Origin of the sequence: Micromonospora sp. NPDC049151, assembly GCF_040648395.1 — a bacterium.
In the GTDB taxonomy this organism is placed as follows: Bacteria; Actinomycetota; Actinomycetes; order Mycobacteriales; family Micromonosporaceae; genus Micromonospora.
The window spans coordinates 1-25,300 of sequence record NZ_JBEZDP010000029.1 but is presented as its reverse complement, the minus strand read 5'-3'; the positions used below and the strand labels follow the sequence as shown (position 1 = coordinate 25,300).

Below are 25,300 nucleotides of genomic sequence, written 5' to 3'. Positions count from 1 at the left end.
GCCACTCCGGGCTCCGCTCCGCCGCTCGCCTCGCGCTCACCAGTCGGCTCCGGGGTGGGCGCGGTGCAGCACCTGCATCTCGGCGAGCAGGTAGGAGAGGTGTTCGGTGTGCAGGCCGTCCCGGCCGCCACCCGGCGTCCAGCCCGTCTCCGGGCGGGTGAGCGTGGCCTCGTCCAGCACCGCCGTCACCGTGGCGTCGAAGTCGGCCCGGAGGCCGGCCGGGTCGACCGGCGCCGCCGGGGACGGGTCGAACAGCTCGTGGACGTACGGCCACACCTGGTCGACCGCGTCCTGCATGCGCCGGTGCGACTCCTCGGTGCCGTCGCCGAGCCGCTTCACCCACAGCGCGGCGTGGTCCAGGTGGTACGCCGACTCCTTGCGCGCCTTCGCCCCGACCGCCGCCAGCCGCTCGTCCGCGCAGCCGGCCAGCGCCGTGTAGAGCGGCACCTGGTACGCGGCCAGGAAGAACAGTTTCGCCATGGTCACGCCGAAGTCGCCGTTCGGCAGCTCGACCAGCAGGCAGTTGCGGAACTCGCGGTCGTCGCGCAGGTAGGCCAGGGCGTCCTCGTCCCGGCCGGCGCCCTCCAGCTCGCCCGCGTACGTGAGCAGCAGCCGCGCCGCGCCGAGCTGGTCGAGGGCGATGTTCGCCAGCGCGATGTCCTCCTCCATCTCGGGAGCGCGGGAGGTCCACTCACCGAGGCGCTGCGCGGCGATGAGCGCGTCGTCGCCGATGGCGAGCGTGAAGTCGAAACTCATAGGTGGGCAGCCCCTTCGGGGACCTCGTAGAACGTCGGGTGGCGGTAGACCTTGTCGGCGGCCGGGTCGAAGAAGGCGTCCTTCTCGTCGGGGCTGGACGCGGTGATCGCGCTCGCCGGCACCACCCAGATGGAGACGCCCTCCTGGCGGCGGGTGTAGAGATCCCGCGCGTTGCGCAGGGCCAGCTCGGCGTCGGGGGCGTGCAGGCTGCCGACGTGGGTGTGCGACAGGCCACGGCGGGCCCGCACGAACACCTCCCACAGGGGAGATGACTGGCTGCTCATGCCGGACTGACCGGGCATGCCCTCACGGCCCTCGCTTCGCTCGGTGCGTTCGCTCATGCCGAGCCGAACGGGCATGCCCTCACGGCCCTCGCTTCGCTCGGTGCGTTCGCTCATGCCGCGACCGGTTCCTTTCGCTCCACCCGCTTCGCGGCGTACGCCGCGGCGGCCTCCCGTACCCACGCGCCGTCGGCGTGCGCCTTGCGCCGGTGCGCCATCCGCTCCCTGTTGCACGGCCCGTCGCCCTTGATCACCCGCATCAGCTCGTCGTAGTCGGGCTGGGTGTAGTCGTACGCCTGCCGCTCGTCGTTCCAGCGCAGGTCCGGGTCGGGGAGGGTGAGGCCGAGCACCTCCGCCTGACCGACGCACATGTCGACGAAGCGCTGACGCAGCTCGTCGTTGGAGAAGCGCTTGATCTTCCAGGCCATGGACTGGGCGCTGTGCGTCGAGTCGCCGTCGGGCGGGCCGAACATGGCCAGTGACGGGTACCACCAGCGGTCGACCGCGTCCTGGGCCATCGCCTTCTGCGCCGGGGTGCCGTGCGCCAGCGTGTGCAGGATCTCGTAGCCCTGCCGCTGGTGGAACGACTCCTCCTTGCAGACCCGGATCATCGCGCGGGCGTACGGGCCGTAGGAGCAGCGGCACAGCGGCACCTGGTTGACGATCGCCGCGCCGTCCACCAGCCAGCCGATCGCGCCCACGTCGGCCCAGGTCAGCGTCGGGTAGTTGAAGATCGAGCTGTACTTCTGCCGCCCGTCGAGCAGCAGCTCCACCAGCTCGTCGCGGCTGATCCCGAGCGTCTCGGCGGCGGCGTAGAGGTAGAGGCCGTGCCCGGCCTCGTCCTGCACCTTCGCGAGCAGGATCGCCTTGCGCTTGAGCGACGGCGCGCGGCTGATCCAGTTGCCCTCCGGCTGCATGCCGATGATCTCGGAGTGGGCGTGCTGGGCGATCTGCCGGATCAGCGTCCTGCGGTACGCCTCGGGCATCCAGTCGCGGGGCTCGATCTTCTGATCCGCGCTGATCACGTCGGCGAAGTACGCCTCGACGTCCTCGTCGGCCACCGCGCCGCCGCGCCGGGACCGCGCCGCCGCCTCGCGCAGCGCCGCCTCCGCGGCCTCCACCTCGCCGAGCAGGCCGCCGCCCGGAGCGTCCTCCGGCGGGGCGAAGTCGTTGCCATACATGCAGCCAGTGTTACAGCTCGGCACGAACCACACCAGGGGGTGTAACAGGTTTCGGCGATCGTCTCGCGTAACCGGGCACATGCGCCCCCTCATCGGCCCAGGTCGCTGTGATGTCGATCACTCAGCTCCGGTTAAACCTCCCAAGAGGGGCAAAGTGGCTCAATATCCCGCCGACCCGGCAAAGTCATGGGTGTCGAGACCTGTCATCAGGACTGTCCGGAAGTAGACTTCCCCCCGGCAAACCGTTCGGCTTCATGATCGTCACCGTTCAGGCCATCGTCCCCCGGCCTGTCGGCGACCGGGCCGGACCCATGCGAAGCGCCGGTCCCCCCGGCCAGACATCTGGAGCTCACCACTCATGCGACCTCGCGTGACCATGGCGGTCGCCATCGTGGCGATCCTCATCGGTGGCGTCATGCTTGTGCCGGCCGCGTACGCGAAGTTCTCCGCCGGCGCGGGCGGCATCGGCGGCGGCGAGCAGGTCCCGGTGCCCGCCCCGACGGCGCCGGCTGCGCCGACGCTGCGCGACGCGCCGGTGTCGGTGAACTTCAAGGGCGAATTCTTCTCCTGGGCCCTGATGGATCGCGAGACCGGCAGGGTCACCGGCGCGCAGAACATGAACCAGACCAGCTCCACCGAGTCGATGCTCAAGGCCTGGATCGTCGCGGACTACCTTCGCCAGCTGGGCGACAAGCAGCCGAGCGCCGGGCTCAAGAAGGCGGCGATCCTGGCGATCCGGGACAGCGACGACGACGGCGCGAACGCCGTCTACCGGGCGGCGGGCGGCTCCTACAAGCCGCAGCCGGGCGGCCGGCCCGACCCGGTCATCGCCCGCGCTATCCGGATCTGCGGTCTGACCGACACCCGGCCCGGCACCGTGCCCGACTACAAGGGCTGGTGGAGCTTCACCGAGATGTCCCCCCGGGACGCGGCCCGCCTCGGTGACTGCATCGCCGACGGCCGCGCCGCCGGCCCCAAGTGGACCGAGTGGCTGCTCAGCGAGATGACAAAGGTGGCCGGTAGCGTCACCAAGCAGGCCACGCGATCCGGCGGCGGCCGGTGGGGCATCATCGACGGCCTGCCCGCGACGATCAAGGCGCAGGGTCCGGTGCACATGAAGAACGGCTGGACGCAGCTCGCCTACGACGGCAACTGGCACGTCAGCTGCCTTTCGTTCACCGACAAGTGGAGTCTCGCCGTGATGATGCGGTACCCGGGAAGCGCCGGCCTGCCGTACGGTGCGAAGATGTGCGCCGCCGTCGCCACCCAGCTCGTGACGCCGCAGCCCGGCGCGGCGCTCAAGGTGCCGCAGCAGCCGGTCGGGAAGCTCTGATGGCCGGTGCCCGGCGTCGGCCCGGCAGCTATCGGCGCCCGCTCGCGTTCAGCGCCCTGGCGGTAGCCCTCGTCGGCCTGCTCGGCCTCTCCCTGCGGGTGATCCCCGGCTCACCGCTGGAGGCGACCGCGAACTCGCGTCCGGAGCCGGCCGGCGAGCGGTCCGCCCAGCGGACCGTGGACCGCGGCGCGAAACCGCGGGTGGCCCCCTCGCGATCCCTGGAACCGCTGCCGTTCGAGGCGAAGAACCTGGACAGCCTCAAGATCAAGGGCTGGTACGGCTGGTCCGTGCTGGACAAGCGCACCGGAAAGATCATCGGCTCGGCGAACATGGGCCAGACGAGCACCACCGCGTCCCTGATCAAGTCCTGGGTGGTGGCCGACTACCTGCGCCTGAGCGCGGAGGACGGCAAGACGCCGAGCGACGCGAAGCTGGCCGACGCCACGAAGATCATCCGGGACAGCGACAACACCCGGGCCCAGGAGTTCTACCGGAGCGTCGGCGGCACCGACTCGATCGAGCGGCTCATCTCGATCTGCAAGCTGACCGACAGCGAGGTCGCCTCCGACGGCGGCTGGAGCCAGACGCTGCTGTCGCCCCGGGACGCCGCGCGCCTCGGCCTCTGCATCGACGACGGCCGGGCCGCCGGGCCGAAGTGGACCAAGTGGCTGCTGAACGAGATGCGCCAGGTACGCGCCCCCGGTGACTTCGGCATCCGCAAGGCGTTCCCGGCGGCCGAGCAGAAGAAGATCGCCATCAAGAACGGGTGGATCGACCGGCAGGACGAAGAGGAGTACCACGTCAACTGCCTGGCCATCGGCGACACCTGGACGATGGGCGTGATGCTCCGCACCCCGTTCGGCGTCGAGGGCGGCTGGGACTACGGCATGGACGCCTGCGAACGGATCACCAAGGCGCTGCTGCGCCCGGCCACCTGAGCAAGCTCAGCCCTGGAAGAACTCCGGGCCGCCGGCCGGCAGCGCCGGCACCTCCCCGTACGCGGCCGCCCGGCGGGCGAACTCGCGCAGCCCGGCCACCTGCCGCTCGCCGAGCGAGAAGTCGAGCGCGCGGAAGTACGTGGCGAGCGTCGCCGCGTCGAACGTCTCCCAGCGGGCCGCCGCCTCCGCCACCTGGTCCAGTTCGGCCAGGCACAGGTCACGGGAGCGCAGGAACGCCTCGTGCACTTCCTTGACCAGTCCCGGGTGGGCGGCGGCGAACTCGCGGCGTACCGCCCAGACGGCGAACACCATCGGCAGGCCGGTCCAGTCGTGCCACGCCTGCCCCAGGTCGGTCACCTCGAGACCCTTGGCCGGCGCCTCGTAGAGCGCGCGCAGCGCCACGTCGCCGATGAGCACTCCGGCGTCGGCCTCCAGCAGCATCTGGGTCAGGTCCGGCGGGCAGCGGAAGTACTCCGGGCGTACCCCGTGCCGCTCGGCGAGCAGCAGCTGGGCCAACAGCACCCCGGTACGCGAGGTGGAGCCGAGCGCCACCCGGGCGCCGTCCAGCTCATCCAACGGGCGGGTGGACACGACGTTCACCGAGAGCACCGGCCCGTCGCTGCCGACCGCCAGGTCGGGCAGGAGCAGCAGGTCGTCGGCGTGCTTGAGGAACTCCACCAGCGTGATCGGGCCGATGTCCAGGTCACCGGCGACCAGGGCGGCGCTCAGCCGGTCCGGCGAGTCCTTGTGCAGGTCGACGTCGATGAGCGCGCCGGATCGCATCAGCCCCCAGTAGATCGGGAGGCAGTTGAGGAACTGGATGTGCCCCACCCGGGGGCGGGCGATGCGGTCGGCCATGCCCCGACCGTATCGCCGTGGCTTGCGTCGCGCCGCCGGGGGAGCCGATGGAGTGGTGAACTCCGCACCCGTAATGAAAGGAAGGGCCCCCTGTTAACGCCTGCGGTAGAGGAAGGGCCCCTTGTTAACAGCGGCGGTCACGCGGGCTCCGCCGCGGCGGGTGCGGCGCGGGCGGCGGGTGCGGCGCGGGCGGCGGGTGCGGCGCGGGCGGCGGGTGCGGCGCGGGCGGCGGCGCGCTCGGCGCGTACCGCGCGGCGGACCGGCCAGGCCAGCGCCACCACCACCAGCAGGCCGGCCACGCCACACCCGGCGACGAGCGTGCGCGGGCCGGCCACCTCCAGCAGCAGGCCACCGACCAGGTAGCCACCCATCGCGGCGCCCTGGGCGGCCGCACCGAAGGCGGCGAAGGCCCGGCCCCGGGCCGCCTCCGGCACCCGCCGTGCCAGCAACAGGTTGTTGAAGACGTTGTCGCCGCCGTTTGCCACGCCGCCCAGCAGCCAGATGGGCACGAGCAGCCACGCCGAGGGCACCGCCGCCGAGACCAGCACCGCCACGCCGCATCCGCCGAGCAGCACCAGCCCGGCCCCGAGCAGCGCGCCGTCGTCGGCGAGCCGGCGGGCGACGCGGGCGAACAGCCACGCGCCGAGCACGATGCCGAGCGTCCACGAGCCGGTGACCAGGCCGTACACGGTGGCGCTGCTGCCGAGCGTCTCCCGGATGAAGAAGACCTCGATGACGTTCACCGCCCCGACCGCGCCGACCACGGCGGCCAGGCTGCCGACCATCACCGTCAGCAGCGGGTCGCGCCGCAGCCGCCACCGGGGTGCGGCCACGGCGGCGGTTCCGGCCGCCGCCCTGCGGCCTCCCCTGTGGGTACGGACGAACAGCCCGGCCGCCACCAGCGAGAGATAGCTGAGGGCGCCGAGAAGCAGTGGCACCCGGGTGCCGAACTGGCCGACGAGCAGCCCGGCCAGCGCCGGCCCGGCGAGTGCGCCCAGCGTGCCGGCGGTCTGGTTCAGCGCGCCCGCCCGGGGCAGGTCCTCGGGCAGCACCATGACCGGCACCAGCGCGGAGATCACCGGTTGGGTGACCGCGAGACCGGTGGCCAGCAGCGCCACGAGTGCGATCACCAGCACCGGATCCGTGGCGTACGCGAGCGCCACGCATGTCGCACCCTGGCCGGCCCCGGCGGCGATCAGCAGCACCCGGCTGTCCACCCGGTCGGCGAGGCGGCCGGTCAGCGGGGCGAGCGCCACGAGCGGCAGTGTCGCGGCGAGCAACAGCCCGGAGACCGCGAGCCCACCGGCCCCGGCGGACTGGAGCGCGAGCGTGAGGGCGCTGGTGACCAGGAAGTTCCCACAACTGGAGACGCCGCGCGCGGTCGCCGCGAGCCAGACGTCCGGCCAGCGCGACTCGTCAGTTGTGAAGGACATACTTCGAAAGTAATCCTTCACAACTGACGCGCGCAACCCCTCAATCGAGCGGCATCGCCCGGTACTGCGTCGCCACCGGCCGCGCTCCGGCCGGTGGATCGGCCCGGGTCCGCCGCCGGTACGGCTCCAGCAGCGCCTGGATCGCGTGATTCAACTCGGTCAACTCCTCGGCGGTCAGGAGCAGCATGCTGTCGCTGAACCAGGTCGCCGCGTACCACTCCGGCGGCTCGTCCGGCGCGCGGCGCAACCAGTCCCGGACCCGCTGGGCGTCGCGGACCATGTGCGCCTCCACCAGCGCCGCCTCGGCGGCACGCGCCTCCGGGTCGGCGCCCGGCCCCACCTCGACGCGGTACGACGGATTCACCGCCTGCCAGACCCGCTCCCGGGCGTCACCCCGGCCGGGAGCCTGCTGGACCAGCCCGAACTTCGCCAGCTCGCGCAGGTGGTAACTGGTCGCACTCGGCGACAGCCCGGCGATCTCGGCGCACTCGGTGGCCGTCGCACCGCCCTCCAGCGTCCCGAGGTGTTCCATGATCGCCATGCGGGCCGGGTGAGCCAGTGCCCGCATCACCTGCGGGTCACTGATCGTCACCCGACTCCTGCCGGGAAGCGCCTCCGTCATGCCTCAATGATCCCGGGTCCGCCGACGCCGCCACCAGCCAGATCTTGGTACGGGGGCGCCCTCATGAGGGCGGTTCCGTACCAAGATCGGTGCCTGCTTCGGAAATTCGGTGGCGTCGGCGTTCGGGGCCGGTAGAGTCGAGGGCCGCCCGACGGCCGCGGTGAGCATGCACCGCAGCGGACGTCCCCGCGCCGGGAGCAGGCCAACCGCCCCGGACACGCGAGCGAGCCTCAGTTGAGCCATCGGAGTTCATCGTGCCCGCAACCGACCTTGACGCCACACCGAGCCTCGACGCCGAACTGGCCGCCGAGCGTGCCCACCTCGACGCCTCCCGCGCCGCGCTGACCCGGATGCGGGAACGCGCCGAGGCGCTCTTCGCCACCGGCGACAAGGTGGCCGGTGACTCGTACACCGCCGAGCAGCTCGGCCGGCACATGGCCCGGCGGGTCAAGGAGCTGGCCGACGACCCGAGCACCCCGCTGTTCTTCGGCCGCCTGGACTTCGGCGGCGACGACCCGGACCACGCCGGGCGGGACTACCACGTCGGGCGGCGGCACGTCACCGACGAGCTGGGCGAGCCGCTGGTGCTGGACTGGCGGGCACCGGTCTCCCGGTCGTTCTACCGGGCAAGCGCACGCGATCCGCAGGGCGTCGCCGTACGCCGCCGGTTCGGGTTCAGCGCCGGGACGCTGACCAGCTTCGAGGACGAGCACCTGGCCCGGGGCGAGGAACTCGGCACCGCCAGCCGCATCCTCACCGCCGAGATCGAGCGCCCGCGCGTCGGCCCGATGCGCGACATCGTCGCCACCATCCAGCCGGAGCAGGACGAACTGGTCCGGGCCGACCTGGCCGACTCGATCTGCGTACAGGGTGCCCCGGGCACCGGAAAGACGGCGGTCGGGCTGCACCGCGCCGCGTACCTGCTCTATCTGCACCGGGAACGGCTGCGCCGCTCGGGTGTGCTGATCGTCGGGCCGAACCGGGCGTTCCTGTCGTACATCGCGGCGGTGCTCCCCGCCCTCGGGGAGGTCGAGGTCGAGCAGGCCACTGTGGAGGACCTGGTCGCTCGGGTGCCGGTCCGCGCGGTGGACGACCCGGCCGCCGCCGCGCTCAAGCACGACGTCCGGATGGCCGAGGTGCTGCGCCGGGCCGTCGAGGCCCACATCGGTACGCCGACCGAGCCGATCATGGTGTCGGACGGCTCGTACCGGTGGCGGATCGGGCTCGACCCGCTGTACCGGATCGTCGCCGAGACCCAGGCGGAAGGGCTGCCGTACGCCACCGGCCGGGAACGGGTCCGGGCGCGGGTGGTGGGGCTGCTGCAACGGCAGGCCGAGGCGCGCCGGGCGGAGTCGCCGAGCGACGCCTGGCTGCGCCGGATGAGCCGGATCAAGCCGGTCACCGACCTGCTCGACGCGGTCTGGCCGGCGCTCACCCCGGACGGCCTGCTGCACCGGCTGCGCACCGACGCCGACGCGCTCGCCGCCGCCGCGGACGGCCTGCTCACGCCCGAGGAGCAGGAGCTGTTCCGCGCCGGCAAGACCGCGCGCACCGCGAAGGCGACCCGGTGGACCGCCGCCGACGCGGTGCTCGTCGACGAAGTCGCCGGGCTGCTCGAACGGCCCGCCGGCTTCGGGCACGTGGTGGTCGACGAGGCGCAGGACCTCTCCCCGATGCAGTGCCGCGCCATCGCCCGGCGCAGCGAGCACGGCTCGATCACGCTCCTCGGGGACCTCGCCCAGGGCACCGCGCCGTGGGCGGCTACCGACTGGCGGGAGTCCCTGGCCCACCTGGGCAAGCCGGACGCCGCCGTGGTGCCGCTGAGTGTGGGCTTCCGGGTGCCGGCCGCCGTGGTCGCGTTCGCGAACCGGCTGCTGCCGGCGCTCGCCGTCGACGTACCCCCGGCCCGGTCGCTTCGCCACGACGGCGCGCTCGATGTGCGTACCGCCGAGGACCTGACGGCCGCGACGGTGGCCGAGGTGCGGGCGGCGCTCGCGCACGACGGCTCGGTCGGTGTGATCGCCGCCGACGACGCTGTCGACCGGCTGCGCGCGGCGCTCGCCGACGCAGGTGTCGAGACCGCTACCGCCGACGACGTCGAGGCCGCGGCGCGCGTCACCGTGGTTCCGGCGACGCTGGTCAAGGGCCTGGAGTACGACCACGTGGTGGTCGTCGAGCCGGCCGCGATCGTGGCCGCCGAGCCGCGTGGGCTGCATCGCCTCTACGTGGTGCTGACCCGGGCGGTCTCCCGGCTGGCCGTGCTGCACCGCGAGCCGCTGCCCGCGCCGCTGACCGCCTGACGCGGTCAGACGGCCAGCGCGGCGGCTACCTCGCGCAGCGGGCGGCCCGACTCGGCGATCGGCACTGTGAACGACAGCCAGGAACCGTCGGTGAAGTCGATCCGCAGCCGCTTCGGGTTGAGCCGGTGCCAGCCCACCCGCGCGGAGGCGATTTCCGCACGCGCGGCCGACCAGGCCACCGCGGTCTCGGCCAGCGCGCGTTCCTCGGCCTCGCGCCCGGCGAGCAGCTTGACGCCGCCGGTGCGGCAGACCACCAGCCGCCGGTCGGTGACCGCGAGCAGCGTCTCCCGGACCTGGAGGTCGGGCCGGACCGGGCGGAGCGCGCGGTGCAGCCGGGAGGCGGCCGAGCCGGGTGCGCCGCGCCCGGCGATCCCCCAGCCAATCGCGTCGACCAGGCGGTCGCCGCGATCCCAGGTGGCAAGGGGCAGCAGCACGTTGAGCAGCACCGAGCCGGCAGTCCGCCGGCTCGGCTCGGCGGTGGGCTCCGGCTCGGGCGGCGGAGCCGGGGCGAGCCCCTGGCCGACGTCGGCCTTGGCGTGGGCCAGGACGCGCTCGCCCGGCTCGACGAGCAGGCCGATCCGGTCGCGGTATCTGGTCTCGTCCATCGGCTCAGTATCGGTCGTGGCCGTAGCCGTCGGCGGCGGGGCGCTCCGCGCCCGGCGCGTTGCCCATCACCTCGCCGACGATCTCGCGGACCCGGGCGGCGGCGGCCTCCTGCGCCCGGTTCGCCGCCGAGGTGATCTCCTCGGCCAGCGTGTACGAGTCGAGGCGCATGGCCCGTGCGTTGATGTCGGTGGAGAGGATCTTGCCGTCGGCGGCGGCCACGACGGTGACCAGGCCGGAGTCGCTCACACCCTCGGCGCTGCTCTGCTCCAGCTCGGCCATCCGCGCGCCGAGTTCACGCTGCCACCCGTCCAGGTTGCGGGCGAGCGCCTCGATCCGGTCCAGGGCCGGGAACGTCATGGCTGCCTCTCAGTTCACGATCGAGTCGAACACGTTCTGCACGCCCTTGGTGTACGGGCCGAGATCGTCGCGGTACGTGCCGTCCACCAGGTAGTTGCGGTCCTTGCGCCCGTCGGAGACGTCGTGCAGGCCCATGCCGGTGTCGAGCAGGGCACCGCCCATGCCGGGGATGTTCACCGGGGACGCCTGGTTGATGACGAACTTGCCCGGGAAGAGGACGGCGGCGCGTTCGACCTTGAAGGCGAGCGCCGCCTTCGTGTAGCCGGACTTGTTGAACGCGCTGTACGCCTTCTTGGCCCGGCGCAGCTCCATCACCACCTTGGCGTAGTGCTCGATCAGGTTGGCGACCTTCTGGAGCTTGGTGGCGAGCTTCGTGAGGATCTCCGCGAACCGCGCCACGATCTTCACCATGCGGCCGACCGTGGTGGCGAGTCTCGCCAGCACGCGTACCACTGTGGCGGCCAGGCTCACCCCGGCGCTCAGCACCGCCGCCACCGCCGCGATGATGACCTCGGTCAGGAACCAGAGCAGGAACTCCAGGATCAGTTCGACCAGCAGGTTGAACGCGTCCACCGCCGCGTTCGCGGAGTCGACCAGCACCTCCTTGGTGCCGTCCAGCCCCGCTGCGAGGTCGTCCATCGCCGCCTCGATGGACTGCATCGAGGCGTGGAACTTCTCCGCCGCGTCGCCGTTCCAGGCGCCGCGCAGCCGGGCCCGGTCCGCCACCTGGTCACCGGCGATCTGCCGGACCGCCTCGCCGGTGGTCATCGCGAGCTGGGCCGCCCGCATCAGGTCGTCCGGCTCACCGGCGACCAGTTCCAGGAGCTGCTCGAACGGCCAGAGCACCGCGTTCGACAGCGGCTTGAACGGGTCGGGCGTGCCCGACACGATCTGCTCGAAGTAGGTCTTGTTGCGCTGGAGCGCCTCGGTGCTCATCGCCCCACCCCTCAGCCGCCGGCGGTGAACATGGTGTCGTTCGCCGCGTCCGTGTCGTCGTAGGCGGCGGCCGTCTCCATCAGGCCCGAGGCGATGGTCAGCATGGTCTCGGCACCGTCGGCCAGCCCTTGCAGGCACGCCTCGAACTGCTGCTCGTACGCGGCGGCGAGGCTGAACGACGCGGGCATCACGCCGAAGGAGTGCCGGGCCACGTGGCCGTCGCGGAACATCCGCTCCAACTCGCGGAACCGGGAGGAGCGGTCCCGGGAGGCGAGCGCGAACGTCCTCAGCGCCTCCGGCTGGACGTCGAGATTCCTGCTCGGACTGGTCACGGACCCTCCCCAGTGTCCGGTCGGAACTTCCACCGTCGTCGACGGCGTCACCAGACTAGGGGATGCGCGCAGCCGGGTACGGGGACACCGCGACTGGCGCGGGCACGGTAGACAGGGGATGCACAGCCCCTCCGCCCGAGGAGACCACCGATGATCCTGGCCCGCGCCGAACAGGTCAGCCGCCGCTACGGCGAGGTGCTGGCGCTGGACCGGGTCGACCTGACCGTCCGGGCCGGGGAGCTGGTCGGCCTGCTCGGGCCGAACGGCGCCGGCAAGAGCACACTGATCAACCTGCTGGTCGGGCTGCGCCGCCCCACCGCCGGCCGGGTCGAGCTGTGCGGCGGCGATCCACGCGACCCGGCGAGCCGGCGGCAGCTCGGCGTCACGCCGCAGGAGACCGGCCTGCCGGGCACACTGCGGGTCGGCGAGGTGGTCGACTTCGTCTCGGCGCACTTCCCCGACCCGGTGCCGCGGGGCGAGCTGCTCGACCGGTTCGGCCTCGCCGACCAGGCACGCCGGCAGACCGGCGGTCTCTCCGGCGGGCAGCGTCGCCGGCTCGCGGTGGCGCTGGCGTTCGTCGGCCGTCCCCGGCTGGTGGTGCTCGACGAGCCGACCACCGGCCTCGACGTGGAGGCGCGGCACGCGCTCTGGGACGCGATCCGCGGCTTCCACGCCGACGGCGGCACCGTGCTGCTGAGCAGCCACTACCTGGAGGAGGTGGAGGCGCTCGCGCAGCGGGTGGTGGTGATCGGCCACGGGCGGGTGCTGGCCGACGACTCGGTGGCGGCCATCCGCGGGATCGTCGGCGTACGCCGGGTCAGCCTGGTCGCCGACGACCTGCCGGCGCTGCCGGGCGTGGTCACCACCGAACGCGCCGACGGGCGGGTGCACCTGCTCACCACCGACGCCGACCAGCTCGTCCGCGACCTGGTCACCTCCGGGGTGCCGTTCCACGATCTGGAGGTCCGGCCCACCTCGCTGGAGGAGGCGTTCCTCGCCATCACGGCCGACGACCGGCCCGCGCCCACAGCCGCCTAGGAGACCGCCGTGCCGCTCGCCCTGGTCCACGCCCGCTACCACCTGTTAGAGATCATCCGGGTGCCGGTGGCGGTGGTGGGCAGCGCGTTCTTCCCCGCCGCCTCGATGCTCTTCTTCGTGGTGCCGTTCGCCGGCGACGACCCGGCCGGCGCCACCTACGCCACCGCCGCCATGGTGACGTTCGCGGTGATGACCGCCAACATCTTCCAGTACGGCGTAGGCGTCTCCGAGGACCGCGACCAGCCCTGGAACCCGTACACCCGGACGCTGCCGACGGGACCGGCTCCGCGGCTGGCCGGGCGGATCCTGGCCGGGGTGGTCCTGACCTACGTGTCGATGATCCCGGTGGTGGTGATCGCGGCGGTCGCCACCGAGGCGCGGGTCAGCGCGGTGCGGTTCCTCCTCGGCCTTGGCGCCGTGGCCGTGGTCTCGGTGCCGTTCACGCTGCTCGGCCTGACGATCGGCTACTCGCTGCCGAGCAAGGCCGCGATCGTGGTGGCACAGGTGATCTTCTTCCCGCTCGCGTTCGGCGGTGGGCTCCTCTCCGGGCCGGACGACGCGCCCGGCTTCATCAAGGCGATCGCCCCCTACCTGCCCACCCGGGGCGCCGTGGAACTGATCTGGGCGGCGGTCACCGACTTCCGGCCGGACACCCGGGCGCTGGTGATGCTCGTGGTCTGGGTGCTGGTGCTCGCCGCGCTCGCCGGCTGGGCGTACCGGCGGGACGAGGGACGCCGCTTCAGCTGACCTTTTGTCCGGTTCCGGCCCGGTGGCCGACCCGGCGGTGCCACGATGCCGACAGGGCGGGCGAGCGGAGCCGCCCCCGGCGAGAGGGGTCACCGTGAACGGCGTCGAGCCCGGCACGCCCTGCTGGACGGACTTGGCCACGCCCGGTCTGGACGACGCCCGACGGTTCTACCCCGAGCTGTTCGGCTGGACCGGGCAGGTCTCCCCCGAGCCGGAAGCCGACGGCTACACCGTCTTCCGCAAGGACGGCAAGGCGGTCGCCGGGGCCGGGCCGCCCGCCACGCCGGACCAGGTGCCGGTCTGGTCGATGTACGTGGCGACCGACGACGCCGACCTGGTCGCGACCCGGGCGGAGGCGGCCGGCGGGCAGGTGGTCGTCTCGCCGTTCGACGTCGCCCAGCAGGGCCGGATGGCAGTGCTCGCCGACCCGGCCGGCGCGGTGTTCAGCGTCTGGCAGCCGATGGCGATGCGCGGAGCCGAGCTGTACAACGCGCCGGGTGCGATGTGCTGGAACGAGCTGGTCACCCCCGATCCGGAGGGCGCGAAGGAGTTCTACGCGCTGGTCTTCGGCTGGCATCCGGAGGAACGACCGGCCGGGCCGGACGCGTACACCGGCTGGCGCTGCGGCGCCCGGATCGTCGCCGGGATGCTGCCCCGGGCCGAGCCGCTGCCGGCGGACCTGCCCGCGTACTGGGCTGTGTACTTCGCCGTGGAGGACACCGACGCGACCGCCGCCCGGGCCGCTGAACTGGGCGGCACCATCCTGGTCCCGCCCCGCGACAACCCGGCCGGACGCGGCGCCGCCCTACGCGACCCGTCCGGCGCCCTCTTCTCCATCTCCACCCTCCGCTGACCCACACCCCCCACCCCCACCCGCCGTCGTCTTGCAGTTGCGGCCCTCCCGACGGGGCATACACCCCTTTTGCCGGGACTAAAAGTGCAAGATCGCCGGGGTGAGGCGAGGACCGTCGAGATCTTGGTACGAATCGGCCCTCCCGGGGGCCATTCCGTACCAAGATCTATCTGCCATCCCGGGAAACGGGACACCGATCCAGGATGCGAGACGGCGACCGCCGAGGGAGGGGGTCAGGTTGGGCGGACGGGGACCACGAGGGGGCCGTGGTCGCCGGGGATCACTCGGATGTGGGCACGGTAGTGGCGGGCCAGCAGCTCCTCGGTGAGCACCTCCTCCGGCGGCCCGGCGGCGGCCACCCGGCCGTCGGCGAGCAGCACCAGGCGGTCGGCGTACTCGCCGGCGATGGAGAGGTCGTGCATGGTGGCGAGCACCGTCAGGCCGTGCTCGCGGCGGAGCTGGTCGACCAGTTCCAGCACCTCCTGCTGGTGCCCGATGTCCAGCGCGCTGGTCGGCTCGTCGAGCAGCAGCAGGGTGGCCCCCTGGGCCAGCGCCCGGGCCAGGAAGACGCGCTGCCGCTCGCCACCGGAGAGCGTCGCCAGCTCACGGTGGGCGAACGGGCCCAGGTCGAGCCGGTCCAGCACCTCGTGCACGGCGGCCAGGTCGGCGGCGGACTCGCGGCCCAGCGGCGGGATGTACGGGGTACGCCCGAGCAGCGCGTAGTCGAACACCGACATGCCGATCGGCACGACAGGCGACTGCGTCACGGTGGCCACGACACGGGCGCGGTCGCGGCGGCGGAGCGCGCCGATCGGCGTACCGAAGAGTGCCACCTCGCCCGGGCCGGTGAGCAGGCCGCCGACGACGCGCAACAGGGTCGACTTGCCGGCGCCGTTGGGTCCGATCACGGTGACCCACTCGCCCGCCGTGACGGTGAGGTCGACGCCGGCCAGGACCGGGCTGCCGCCCAGGTCGACGCGCAGGTCGTGGACGCGTACGGCGGGGGCGTTCACATCGCCACCCGGCGGGCGGTCCGCAGGACCAGCACGAAGAACGGGCCGCCGAGAAGCGCGGTGACCACGCCGATCGGGATCTCGGCGGGCGCGGCGGCGGTCCGGGCGACCACGTCGGTCAGGGCCAGGAACGCGCCGCCGAACAGCATCGACAGCGGCAGGATCACCCGGTGGCTGGAACCGGCGAGCAGCCGCATGGTGTGCGGCACGATGATGCCGACGAAGCCGATCAGGCCGGACGCGGAAACGGCGGCGGCGGTGCCGAGCGACGCGGCGGCGATCAGCAGGTAGCGGGAGCGCTGCGGGTGCAGGCCGAGACCGGCGGCCTCGTCGTCGCCGACGGAGAGCACGTCCAGCTCGCGGCGGTGCAGCAGCACCACCACGGAGGTGAGCACGAAGTACGGCAGGACCAGCCACACGTCGTGCCAGCCGGCGGTGGCCAGCCGCCCGAGCAGCCAGGAGTAGACCTGCTGGATGTTGTCGGAGTGCTGTTGCAGCAGGTACGTCTGCCCGGCGGCGAAGAACGCGGACACCGCCACGCCGGCCAGGATCAGCGTGGCGGGTGACCGGTCCCGTCCCCCGGCCGCGCCGAGCAGGTACGTCAGCATCACCGCGCCGAGCGACCCGACGAACGCGGCGAGCGGGATGGTGATCGGCAGCCCGGTCAGCGCACCGCCCGCGCCGGCGCCGAGGACGATGGCCGCGGTGACCGCGAAGCCGGCGCCGGCCGCCACGCCGAGCAGGTACGGGTCGGCCAGCGGGTTACGGAAGACTCCCTGGTAGCAGCCGCCGGCCAGGGCCAGGAGCGCGCCGACGAGCAGGCCGAGCACGACCCGGGGCAGCCGCAACTCGGTGATGATCGCGACTTCCCGCTCGGTGAGCCCGCTGTCCAGGTGCACACCGGGCAGCAGGTTGAGCAGTTCGGCCGCGACGCTGCCGGGCGGCAGGCTGACCGGGCCGAGGGAGACGCCCGCCACGAGCGCGACGAGCACCGCCACGACACCGGCGAACAGCCAGCGTTTGCGCAGCCCGGCGGGGCGGATCGGGGCAGCGGCAGTGCCGCGCGCCGCACGCCGCCCGGGGCGGGGCAGCAGCCGGGCACCCGGCCGGGGCGCGTCGGGCGTCCCGGCCGGGCTCGGGGCGGAGTCCGCCTGTCGTAGGGCCACGGTCAGGCCGGGACCTTGGCGGTGGCGTCCACGATCACCTTGAGCAGGTCGACCACGCGCGGGCCCCAGCGCGAGGCGATGTCGTCGTCCAGCTCGACGATCTGGTTGTTCTTCACGGCGGTGATGCCGGACCAGCCGCTGCGCGCCTTCACCGTGTCGGCGCTCTGCTTGCAGCACTTCGTGTCGGAGAGGAAGACGAAGTCGGGGTTCGCCTTGACGATGACCTCCTGGGAGAGCTGCGGGTAACCGCCGTTCTTCCCGTCGGCGTCGGACGCGTCGGCGATGTTCTCCAGCCCGGCGAGCGCGTAGATGGTGCCGATGAAGGTCTTGCTGGTCGCGCTGTACAGCTCCGGGCCCAGCTCGTGGTAGTAGGTCAGCTTCTCCGTACGCTTCGGCAGGTCCTTGGTCAGCGCGGTGATGTCGTCCTTCATCTTCCGCACCACGGCGTCCGCCTCGGCGCGGTGACCGGTGAGCGTGCCCAGGTCGGTGAGCTGGCGGTACGTGTCGTCGAGCGTGGTCGCGGCGGGAACCTGGAGGACCGGGATCCTCAGCGCGACGAGCTGGTCGGCGATCTTGTTGAGGTTGTCGGAGATGACCACCAGGTCGGGGTTGCGGGAGGCGACCGCCTCGGCGTTCGGCTGGTAGCCGGACAGGTCGGTGCGGGGCGCCTCGGGCGGGTAGTTCGACTGGTCGTCGACGGCGGTGACCTGCTTGCCGGCGCCGATGGCGAACAGCATCTCGGTGGAGGTCGGCGCGAGGGAGACGATCTTCTCGGGCCGCTTGTCCAGCGTCAGCTTGCCGACGGTGGCCGGGAACGCGCCGCCGGAGCCGCCGGCGGCGGGGGTGTCGTTAGAGGTCTTCTCGGCACAGCCGCCGAGGAGCAGCACGCCGGCCGCGAGCGCGGCGGCGAAGAGCCGGGGGGTACGTCGGGACATGGAACCTCCTGTCGGTCGAGGAGTGTGGTGCTTCGCCGACAGGAGGAAAGGCCCGCCCGCGAGGCGCCCTTCCTCGAGAGCGCGTGTCGCGACCGGGCCGCAGGCGACCTGGCTCGTCCCACGTCCGTCGGCGCCGGCGGAAGGCCGGCGCCGCGCGTACGGGGCATCACAGTTGCGGGACAGCGCCGGTTTCACACCGGCTTCGCTGTGGCACGGTCGGTGCCACCGTAGCGCACGACCAGCGGAGATCGTCGGGACGGGAGGGGGTGAGCGGGAACCCCGGCGGGGGTGGAACCGGGGTTCCCGCCCGGTGGTGAGGTCAGCAGTACTGGCTCTGCTTGCCGATCGCCCGGTACGGGCAGTCCGCGTACTCGGACAGCAGCAGCACGGCTTCCCGGTTGCGTGAGGTCTGCGCCGGGATCACCTCGTCCGGCGGGTAGAAGCCGCCGCCGGAGGCCGAGCCGGGGTACATCTCGAAGGTGTACGCCCAGATCTTGTGGGCACCCCACATCCAGTCGATGCTGGTGCCGTCGGCGATGTAGAGGTCGCTCGACTGTTCCGGGGTGTAGTTGTTCGTCGCCGCCATCTGCCGCCCGATGGTGGCGAAGGTGTTGTACTGGTCGGTGTTCATGCCGGTGGCGGTGTTGTTGTACGTGTAGCCGTACGGCCAGAGCACCAGCTGCGAGTAGGTGTGGAAGTCGATGTTGGCCTTGATCTGCTGCACCCCGCCGACGACCCGGCTGTTGACGAAGTTGCGCAGCGCCGCGGTCTCCGGTGCGGAGAAGGCGGAGGGGCCCCGGTAGGTGTCCGACGACTTCGTGCTGGACGAGCCGCCGCAGCAGCCCCACTGGTAGCCCCAGTTGCGGTTCAGGTCCGTGCCGACGGCAGTCGACCCGCTGTTGGGCTGCCGGTTCTTGCGCCAGGACCGGTAGGAGCCGGTGGCGATGTCGTACTCGCTGCCGTCCGGGTTGACGGTGGGGACGATCCAGATCTCCCGGGAGTTGACGATGCTGGTGATCCGGGAGTCGCTGCCGTAGTTGTCGGTGAAGAGGTTGAGCAGGTAGATCGCCATCTCGACGGTCAGGTGCTCGCGGGCGTGCTGCTGGGCGTTGAACAGGATCTCCGGCTCGGCCTCGTCGGTGGCGACGTTGTCGGAGATCTTCACCGCCATCAGGTCCCGGCCCTGGTACGACGTGCCGATGCTCAGCTTCCGGGCGATCGTCGGGTGGTCGGCGACCACCTTGTTCACCACGGCGGTCAGCTCGGCGTAGTCGTGGTAGTTCGAGTCGGCGGGCGGGAACGCGTTGGCGGTCATGCCCCCGTCGGCGGGTGCCGGCGCGACGTCCTTCTCGAGCCGGAATCCGAGCCGGGTGATCGCGTTGGCCTCGGCCTTGGTCGCCGTGACGTGCAGCACGCCGTGCTCGGAGTAGTCGATCGCGGCCCCGGTGGAGGCGACGGCGGTGCGGTCGGCAGCGGTGCGTGGGCCGAGCACCCGGTAGGCGACGCTGGTCGGCTCACCGGAGCCTTCCGGCGCGGGGCGGGCGACAGCGGGGGCTGCGGCCGCGGCGACGATGGTCAGGCCGACGGCGGCGGCGAGCGCCAGCCGGCGGCGGAGCGGAGAGGCGCGGAAGGCCATTGACAACCTCCTGGGGGTACGGGAGATCCCGTTGTCCGCACACTCCACCAGGAGACACATGGTCATATCAATATTCGTCTCTATCTTTACCCATCCCGACCTGATCCTCACTTCGGCAATGATTTTCTATGCCTGAACATCTGGCGAAACTTCCCGCCAAGCGCGACAGTGAACGGCAACGATGCCGTCTCCCTGTGGAGCTGCCATGTTCGGAAGACCCATGCGCGCGGCCGCCCTCGCCGGGCTCACCGCGCTCACCCTCCTCGGCACCAGCGCACCGGTCCAGGCACAAGCCCCGCGGCCGGGCGTCACGCACGACGAACAGATCACTTTTCAGGAGTTCTCCCGCTTCCCCGACTGGCGTAGCGGCACCCACCAGGGCACCCGCGCCGTACCGGGCCGCCACCCGGCGCTGACCATCGACCGCCCGGCGGGGACCACCGAGTTCACCGACGAGCACACCGGCGCCACCCGCACCTGGGAGTACGCCACCTGGACCTCGCCCGAGCGGCGGATCGGCTTCGACGCCAGCGAGATGGTCGCGTCGTGGAACGCCGCCACCCCGGCCGGCACCTGGATCCAGGTCGAGCTGCACGGCACGTACAACACCGGGGCACAGACCCCGTGGTACGTCATGGGCCGCTGGGCCTCCGGCGACCAGGACATCAAGCGCTCCACGCTGGACGGGCAGGGCGACCCGTGGTCGAGCATCTGGACCGACACGTTCTCGATCGACGACGCCGACGCCGGGGTGCTGCTGCGCTCGTACCAGTTGCGGCTGACCCTCTACCGCGCGCCCGGCCAGGCCGCCGCGCCGCAGGTCCGGATGCTCGGCGCGATGGCGTCGAACGTGCCGGACCGGTTCACCGTCACCCCGAGCCGGGGCGGCATCGCCTGGGGCACCGAGCTGGCCGTGCCGCGCTACTCGCAGAACATCCACATCGGCGAGTACCCGGAGTACGACGGCGGCGGTGAGGCGTGGTGCTCCCCCACCTCGACCGAGATGGTGGTCGAGTACTGGGGCCGCAAGCCCTCGGCCGAGGACACCTCCTGGGTCGACCCCTCCTACGCCGACCCGACAGTCGACCACGCCGCCCGGATGACCTACGACTACGAGTACTCCGGCGCCGGCAACTGGCCGTTCAACACCGCGTACGCGGCGAGCTTCCCCGGCCTGGAGGCGCGGGTCACCCGGCTGCACTCGCTGGACGAGGCGGAACGCTTCATCAAGGCGGGCATCCCGGTGGTGACCTCGCAGTCGTTCCTCGCCAGCGAGCTGGACGGGGCCAACTACGGCACCTCCGGGCACCTGTTCGTGATCGTCGGTTTCACCGCCGAGGGCGACGTGATCGTCAACGACCCGGCGTCCTCGTCGAACGACGCGGTCCGCAACGTCTACAAGCGGGAGCAGTTCGAGCAGATCTGGCTGCGCACCAAGCGCTACCGGGCCAACGGCACAGTGGCCTCCGGCTCCGGCGGCATCGCGTACCTGATCAAGCCGGCCGACCGGCCGTGGCCGGTCGTCTCGGGCTCGACCAACTGGTGAACCGCTCGACCGGCTCGACCGGCTCGACCGGCTCGACCGGCTGGTGAACGGCGAAGGGCCCGGCGTGACATCGTCCGCCGGGCCCTTCGCCCGTCCGCTCAGCTGTCGCGGCGCTCGCCGTCCGGCTCGGCCTGGTCCTCACCGGCCAGCGCGGAGCGCAGCCGCTCCTTCTCCACGCGACGCCGCTCCGCCGCCTCCGCCATCTCCCCGGCCATCTCGTCCCGCACGCCCTTGAGCAGGAAGAACGACAGCGTGGCGGAGAAGATCAGCGCCAGCATCAGCCGCAGGAACATGTTCATGTCGACGAACCAGAGGGCCGCCAGTACGACGACGAACAGCCCGATCCGGCCCAGCGTGTACTTGAGCGCCGCGCTCATTCCCGCATTCCCACTCTCTTCGTGCCTCAGCCCGTACGCCGGGCCAGCCAGTGCACGCCATGAAACCAGACGGTGGCGTAGACCACGGTGAACACCGCCGCGGCCAACGCTCCGGTGAACAACGCGGGCAGCCCCGAGGCCAGCCCGGCGGCGAGCAGACCGGCGACTACGCCGAGCGCGATGCCGACCAGCGCGGCCACCACCCGGGCGGCGCCGAACTCCCAGGCCCGGAACTCGTCCCAGAACAGCCAGAGCGGCAGGATCACCGCCAGCCAGCCGTTCGTGCCCCCGAATCCGCTGTCGCCCACCGTGGCGAACGCGAACTCGAAGACCAGCAGCGCCAGCACCCCGATGACCAGCCCCGCCAGGGTCACACCGAGCAGGTCACCAAGGGTCAGGATGCGCCCCTCGGCGTCACGCCGGGGGAAGGCGCGCTGCTGTTCCTCGCCGCTCATCGCCAGGTCAGGCCCAGACCTGCTGCGGCTCGGACCGGCGCTCCGCCGCGGACGGGGGCGCGTCGTACTCGCGGACGATCTCGTAGCGGGTGTTTCGCTCGACCGGACGGAAGCCCGCGTCCCAGATCATGTGCAGCAGGTCGTCGCGGTGCATGGTGTTGGGGGTGCCGTACGAGTCGGCGTCGTGCGTGATCTTGTATTCGACGACCGAGCCGTCCAGGTCGTCGACGCCGAAGTTCAGCGAGAGCTGCGCCACCGACAGGCCGTGCATGACCCAGAAGCACTTGACGTGCGGCACGTTGTCGAACAGCAGCCGGGACACCGCGAACGTCTTGAGCGACTCGGCCGGCGAGGCCATCGTGGTCCGGGCCTGGATCCGGTTACGGATCTTCCCGTCCGCCGAGTCGACGAAGTCGTGCTGGTAGCGCAGCGGGATGAAGACCTGGAAGCCGCCGGTCTCGTCCTGCAGCTCACGCAGCCGCAGCACGTGGTCGACCCGGTGCCGGGGCTCCTCGATGTGGCCGTAGAGCATGGTCGACGGCGTCTTCATGCCCTTCGAGTGGGCCAGCCGGTGGATGCGCGACCAGTCCTCCCAGTGGCAGTTGTGGTCGACGATGTGCTGGCGGATCTCCCAGTCGAAGATCTCCGCGCCGCCGCCGGTGAGCGACTCCAGGCCGGCGTCCATCAGCTCGTCGAGGATCGCGTCGGCGGTGAGCCCGCTGATCTTCTCGAACCACTGCACCTCGGTCGCGGTGAACGCCTTGAGCTTGACGTTCGGCAGCGCGGCCTTCAGCTCGCGCAGCACCTTCGGGTAGTAGCGCCAGGGCAGCGTCGGGTGCAGGCCGTTGACGATGTGCAGCTCGGTGAGCTGCTCGTCCTCCATCTCCTTGGCCTTGCGGACCGCCTCGTCGATACGCATCGTGTAGGCGTCCTTCTCGCCCGGCTTGCGCTGGAACGAGCAGTACGCGCACGACGCCGAGCAGACGTTCGTCAGGTTCAGGTGCCGGTTGACGTTGAACATCACCCGGTCGCCGTTGAGCTCGGTACGCCTGTGGTGGGCCAGCCGGCCCAGCCAGGTCAGGTCGTCGCTGGCGTAGAGGGCGATGCCGTCCTCGCGGGTCAGCCGCTCCCCCGCGTACACCTTCGCCTCGAGTTCGCGCTTGAGTCCGGCGTCCATCCGTTGGCCACGTCCTTCCACCTGGGTTCCCGATCGAGCCTACGTCGCGGGTCCGACCGCCCGCCGACGTGGTGCGCCGGTTCACCGGCCGTCACGCTCCGCACATCGACATCGTCGCAACCGTGAGGTAAGACAGGGTGGGGCGGAACACACACCAGGGCCGTCCTGTCCCGACACGCCCCAACCACGCGTGACGGACCCCAGACCGGACGGGGAGCGGAATGGCTCACAGCACCAAGGCCCGACGGCGACGAGCACGGCAGCCGGTGATCTCACCGATCCTGCGCCCGGCGCTCTGGTCCGCCCTCCTGGGTGCGGTGGCGGCCGCGGCGCTCGCCACACCGGCGTGGGCCGATCCGCTGCCCGACGCCGTGCCCGACACCGGCTCCCGGCCCCAGGTCACCGGCCCCCTGCAACTGCCCGGCTCGTCCGGCGCCGTTCGCGGCGTACCAGGCACCGTTCCCGGCGTGCCAGGCACCGTCCCGGGTCTGCCGGGCACCGTCCCAGGCCTGCCCGGCGTCACCACTCCCGGCGGCGCGGCGGGCCTGCCCGGCACCACAGGCGTCGCCAACCCGGGCGACGGCCCGCTGATCGCGCAGATCAACCAGCTCGACGCCCGGGTCACGCTGCTCGGCGAGGAACTGCTCCGGATCAAGACCGAGCGGGACGCCGCACAGACCGAGCTGACCCAGGCCGCCGCCCGGCTCAAGGAGGCCCGGGACGCGCTCACCCGCGCCCAGGAGAACGCCAAGAGCGCCGCCGCCGACGCGGTCAAGGCGGACGCGGCTCTGCCGCCCGGCGAGTTCGGCGCCAGCCTGCGTGACTTCGCCAACCTTCAGCGCATCACCCGGGGCGACAAGGCCGAGGGCGCCACCACGTCGGTGACCGGCGAACTCCTCCGCGCCACGAGCGCCGAGCGGGTCGCGCGGGAGGCACACGACTCGGCGCGGCGCCGGGCCACCGAGAAGGCGGCGGCGTTCACCCGCGCCGGGGCCGACCTGCGCAAGCAGGAGACCGCGCTCGTCGCGCTGCGCAAGGAGAACGCGGCGAAGCTGCTGGAGATCGAGCGCCTGGCGGACGCCGCCGAGCAGCGGCTCGGCACCTCGTACGTGGTCGACCAGAGCATCGACGGCCTGGTGGCGGACCCGAAGGCGCTGGCCGCCGTGCGCTACGCCCTCGCCCAGCTCGGTGACCCCTACCTGTGGGCCGCCGAGGGCCCGGACCGGTTCGACTGCTCCGGCCTGATGCTCGCCTCCTACCAGTCCGCGGGCTACCGAGGTCTGCCCCGCGTCGCCAAGGACCAGTACTTCGCCACCCGTTCCCGTGCCGTCTCGCCGAACGCCCTGCTCCCCGGCGACCTGCTGTTCTTCGCGTCGAGCAGCAGCTGGACGAGCGTCCACCACGTCGCCATGTACATCGGCAACGGCAAGATGGTCGAGGCGCCACGAACGGGTGACGTGGTCAAGATCTCGGTGGTCCGCTGGTCCCGGCTCTACGCCGCGACCCGGGTGATCGGAGCGGTACCCGCCCCGGCCACCCCCGTACCGCCGCCGGCCGTGCCGACGACGCCGGCCACCCCGAAGCCGTCGACCACGCCCAAGCCGACGCCCAGCACGCCGAAGCCGTCGACCACGCCCAAGCCGACGCCCACCACCCCGAAGCCGACCACGCCCACCCCGAAGCCGACCACGCCCACGCCGAAGCCGACGACGTCCAGCCCGGCGCCCACCACGCCGCCGCCCAGCCAGTCGGCGGAGCCGGAGCCCAGCCAGAGCGCGAGCGCCGAGCCGGACACCAGCAGTGCCGCACCGAGCAGCAGCAGCGTCGCCCCGTCGAGCAGCACGTCCGGCAGCGGCTCGGCCAGCCCGAGCAGCAGCGCCGACTGACCCGACCGCCGCTCCGGCTGTGTTCCCGGGCCGGAATATGGCACGGTGAGATCCAGGCACTTCCGGTCGGCGCCACGGCCGGAGGCGAGCGTGGGTGCGGAGGGCGAGATGGGCGAGCAGGACGTTCCGGCGGCGAAGGTCCACCCGGGACCGACGTCCGACCCCGCCGACCCGACCGGCGACGACGACGGGTCGGCCCTCGCGGGGCCGGTGGCCGTCGCGCGGGCGCGGGTATCGGTCGCCGGCGCGGCCGTAGCGCCGCCCGCCGGTGCCGAGCAGCCGCTTCCGCAGGCCGGCCCCACCACCTATCGCGCGGGCACCCCGGCGGACACCCCACCGCCGCTGGACCGGCGCCTGCCCGGCGCCACAGTGCCGCCGTCCAGTTGGTCCGCCTTCTCCATGGCCGAACGTCAGGCGACGCCCCCGCCGGTCACCGTGCCGTCCGGCTCGGCCGGCGTGGCGCCTGGGCCCGTCGCCACACCCCTTCGCCCAGCCACCTGGCGTTGCCGATCGCCGCGTCCAGCGACACCCCGGTACG

Annotated in this window: 24 protein-coding genes, 1 pseudogene and 1 riboswitch; of the genes and pseudogenes, 8 read left to right on the top strand and 17 right to left on the bottom strand. The window is 72.2% G+C overall.

Translation table 11 applies throughout. The features are described 5' to 3' along the window. Positions 1-36: 36 nt before the first annotated feature. The 3 genes from paaC to paaA all read right to left on the bottom strand — a co-directional run bounded on the left by paaC (position 37) and on the right by paaA (position 2,218). On the bottom strand, positions 37-756 hold the full coding sequence (gene paaC, locus AB0B20_RS26070; protein WP_357386888.1) for a 1,2-phenylacetyl-CoA epoxidase subunit PaaC: 720 nt from the start codon (positions 754-756) through the stop codon (positions 37-39). Beyond that, positions 753-1,040 (bottom strand): 1,2-phenylacetyl-CoA epoxidase subunit PaaB, encoded by a 288-nt coding sequence (gene paaB, locus AB0B20_RS26065; protein WP_357386949.1) that lies wholly within the window; start codon positions 1,038-1,040, stop codon positions 753-755. The genes paaC and paaB overlap by 4 nt, the downstream gene beginning before the upstream one ends. Positions 1,041-1,150: 110 nt before the next feature. After that, positions 1,151-2,218 carry a 1,2-phenylacetyl-CoA epoxidase subunit PaaA gene (gene paaA / locus AB0B20_RS26060; protein ID WP_357386886.1) on the bottom strand — a complete coding sequence of 356 codons (1,068 nt, stop codon included), beginning with the start codon at positions 2,216-2,218 and terminating at the stop codon, positions 1,151-1,153. A 358-nt stretch (positions 2,219-2,576) separates the two neighbouring features. Here paaA and AB0B20_RS26055 point away from each other — a divergent pair, with 358 nt between their 5' ends. Continuing rightward, positions 2,577-3,551, top strand: a complete 975-nt coding sequence (locus AB0B20_RS26055) for a hypothetical protein (RefSeq protein ID WP_357386884.1) — start codon at positions 2,577-2,579, stop codon at positions 3,549-3,551. Further along, entirely contained in the window at positions 3,551-4,489 is a 939-nt protein-coding gene (locus tag AB0B20_RS26050) for a hypothetical protein (RefSeq protein WP_357386882.1), read from the top strand. The genes AB0B20_RS26055 and AB0B20_RS26050 overlap by 1 nt, the downstream gene beginning before the upstream one ends. 6 nt (positions 4,490-4,495) lie before the next feature. On the opposite strand, the gene AB0B20_RS26045 is transcribed toward AB0B20_RS26050, so the two are convergent. The 3 genes from AB0B20_RS26045 to AB0B20_RS26035 all read right to left on the bottom strand — a co-directional run bounded on the left by AB0B20_RS26045 (position 4,496) and on the right by AB0B20_RS26035 (position 7,402). Beyond that, a complete protein-coding gene (locus tag AB0B20_RS26045) occupies positions 4,496-5,347 on the bottom strand; it encodes a menaquinone biosynthesis protein (protein WP_357474257.1) in 852 nt (283 codons plus the stop codon). Between the two features lie 137 nt (positions 5,348-5,484). Continuing rightward, the gene (locus AB0B20_RS26040; protein WP_357474254.1) at positions 5,485-6,780 is read right to left on the bottom strand and encodes an MFS transporter; all 1,296 of its coding nucleotides are present in this window, start codon (positions 6,778-6,780) and stop codon (positions 5,485-5,487) included. 40 nt (positions 6,781-6,820) lie between these two features. Further along, positions 6,821-7,402, bottom strand: coding sequence for a winged helix-turn-helix domain-containing protein (locus AB0B20_RS26035; protein ID WP_357386878.1), 582 nt, complete (start codon positions 7,400-7,402; stop codon positions 6,821-6,823). A 254-nt stretch (positions 7,403-7,656) separates the two neighbouring features. Between AB0B20_RS26035 and AB0B20_RS26030 the strand changes: the two genes are divergently transcribed. Continuing rightward, positions 7,657-9,702, top strand: a complete 2,046-nt coding sequence (locus AB0B20_RS26030) for an AAA family ATPase (RefSeq protein WP_357386877.1) — start codon at positions 7,657-7,659, stop codon at positions 9,700-9,702. Positions 9,703-9,707: 5 nt separating this feature from the next. Here AB0B20_RS26030 and AB0B20_RS26025 read toward each other — a convergent pair whose 3' ends face one another. The 4 genes from AB0B20_RS26025 to AB0B20_RS26010 are packed head-to-tail and all read right to left on the bottom strand — an operon-like array spanning position 9,708 to position 11,933. Continuing rightward, on the bottom strand, positions 9,708-10,307 hold the full coding sequence (locus AB0B20_RS26025; protein ID WP_357474251.1) for a hypothetical protein: 600 nt from the start codon (positions 10,305-10,307) through the stop codon (positions 9,708-9,710). 4 nt (positions 10,308-10,311) lie between these two features. Beyond that, a complete protein-coding gene (locus tag AB0B20_RS26020) occupies positions 10,312-10,665 on the bottom strand; it encodes a YbaB/EbfC family nucleoid-associated protein (protein WP_357474248.1) in 354 nt (117 codons plus the stop codon). A gap of 9 nt (positions 10,666-10,674) precedes the next feature. After that, on the bottom strand, positions 10,675-11,601 hold the full coding sequence (locus AB0B20_RS26015; RefSeq protein ID WP_357386871.1) for a WXG100 family type VII secretion target: 927 nt from the start codon (positions 11,599-11,601) through the stop codon (positions 10,675-10,677). A gap of 11 nt (positions 11,602-11,612) precedes the next feature. Continuing rightward, positions 11,613-11,933, bottom strand: coding sequence for a type VII secretion target (locus tag AB0B20_RS26010; protein WP_357386869.1), 321 nt, complete (start codon positions 11,931-11,933; stop codon positions 11,613-11,615). Positions 11,934-12,083: 150 nt separating this feature from the next. On the opposite strand from AB0B20_RS26010, the gene AB0B20_RS26005 reads away from it, so the two are divergent. The 3 genes from AB0B20_RS26005 (at position 12,084) to AB0B20_RS25995 (ending at position 14,571) form a co-directional block, all read left to right on the top strand. Next, a complete protein-coding gene (locus AB0B20_RS26005) occupies positions 12,084-12,971 on the top strand; it encodes an ABC transporter ATP-binding protein (protein WP_357474245.1) in 888 nt (295 codons plus the stop codon). 9 nt (positions 12,972-12,980) lie between these two features. After that, positions 12,981-13,718, top strand: a complete 738-nt coding sequence (locus AB0B20_RS26000; RefSeq protein WP_357386865.1) for an ABC transporter permease — start codon at positions 12,981-12,983, stop codon at positions 13,716-13,718. Positions 13,719-13,812: 94 nt separating this feature from the next. Next, on the top strand, positions 13,813-14,571 hold the full coding sequence (locus tag AB0B20_RS25995; protein ID WP_357474242.1) for a VOC family protein: 759 nt from the start codon (positions 13,813-13,815) through the stop codon (positions 14,569-14,571). A gap of 233 nt (positions 14,572-14,804) precedes the next feature. On the opposite strand, the gene AB0B20_RS25990 is transcribed toward AB0B20_RS25995, so the two are convergent. The 4 genes and pseudogenes from AB0B20_RS25990 to AB0B20_RS25975 all read right to left on the bottom strand — a co-directional run. Further along, positions 14,805-15,584 carry an ABC transporter ATP-binding protein gene (locus AB0B20_RS25990; RefSeq protein ID WP_357386861.1) on the bottom strand — a complete coding sequence of 260 codons (780 nt, stop codon included), beginning with the start codon at positions 15,582-15,584 and terminating at the stop codon, positions 14,805-14,807. Next, entirely contained in the window at positions 15,581-16,678 is a 1,098-nt protein-coding gene (locus AB0B20_RS25985; RefSeq protein ID WP_357386947.1) for an iron ABC transporter permease, read from the bottom strand. The genes AB0B20_RS25990 and AB0B20_RS25985 overlap by 4 nt, the downstream gene beginning before the upstream one ends. A 74-nt stretch (positions 16,679-16,752) precedes the next feature. Beyond that, the gene (locus AB0B20_RS25980; RefSeq protein ID WP_357474239.1) at positions 16,753-17,685 is read right to left on the bottom strand and encodes an ABC transporter substrate-binding protein; all 933 of its coding nucleotides are present in this window, start codon (positions 17,683-17,685) and stop codon (positions 16,753-16,755) included. 107 nt (positions 17,686-17,792) lie between these two features. Then, positions 17,793-17,886, bottom strand: a riboswitch (cobalamin riboswitch). A 121-nt stretch (positions 17,887-18,007) separates the two neighbouring features. After that, a pseudogene (locus AB0B20_RS25975) lies at positions 18,008-19,321 on the bottom strand (M14 family metallopeptidase); the annotation flags it as partial. A gap of 205 nt (positions 19,322-19,526) precedes the next feature. Here AB0B20_RS25975 and AB0B20_RS25970 point away from each other — a divergent pair. Further along, a complete protein-coding gene (locus tag AB0B20_RS25970; protein ID WP_357474236.1) occupies positions 19,527-20,867 on the top strand; it encodes a C39 family peptidase in 1,341 nt (446 codons plus the stop codon). Between the two features lie 98 nt (positions 20,868-20,965). Here the strand turns inward: AB0B20_RS25970 and AB0B20_RS25965 are convergent, their stop codons facing one another. From AB0B20_RS25965 to mqnE, 3 genes are read right to left on the bottom strand one after another with little or no spacing between them, the layout of a single operon-like run. Next, positions 20,966-21,244 carry a DUF4229 domain-containing protein gene (locus tag AB0B20_RS25965; protein ID WP_357386855.1) on the bottom strand — a complete coding sequence of 93 codons (279 nt, stop codon included), beginning with the start codon at positions 21,242-21,244 and terminating at the stop codon, positions 20,966-20,968. Positions 21,245-21,270: 26 nt separating this feature from the next. After that, positions 21,271-21,699, bottom strand: coding sequence for a hypothetical protein (locus AB0B20_RS25960; protein WP_357386853.1), 429 nt, complete (start codon positions 21,697-21,699; stop codon positions 21,271-21,273). 7 nt (positions 21,700-21,706) lie between these two features. Continuing rightward, positions 21,707-22,876, bottom strand: coding sequence for an aminofutalosine synthase MqnE (mqnE, locus tag AB0B20_RS25955; protein WP_357386851.1), 1,170 nt, complete (start codon positions 22,874-22,876; stop codon positions 21,707-21,709). Between the two features lie 221 nt (positions 22,877-23,097). Between mqnE and AB0B20_RS25950 the strand changes: the two genes are divergently transcribed. After that, on the top strand, positions 23,098-24,762 hold the full coding sequence (locus AB0B20_RS25950) for an NlpC/P60 family protein (protein ID WP_357474233.1): 1,665 nt from the start codon (positions 23,098-23,100) through the stop codon (positions 24,760-24,762). Positions 24,763-25,300 lie beyond the last annotated feature (538 nt).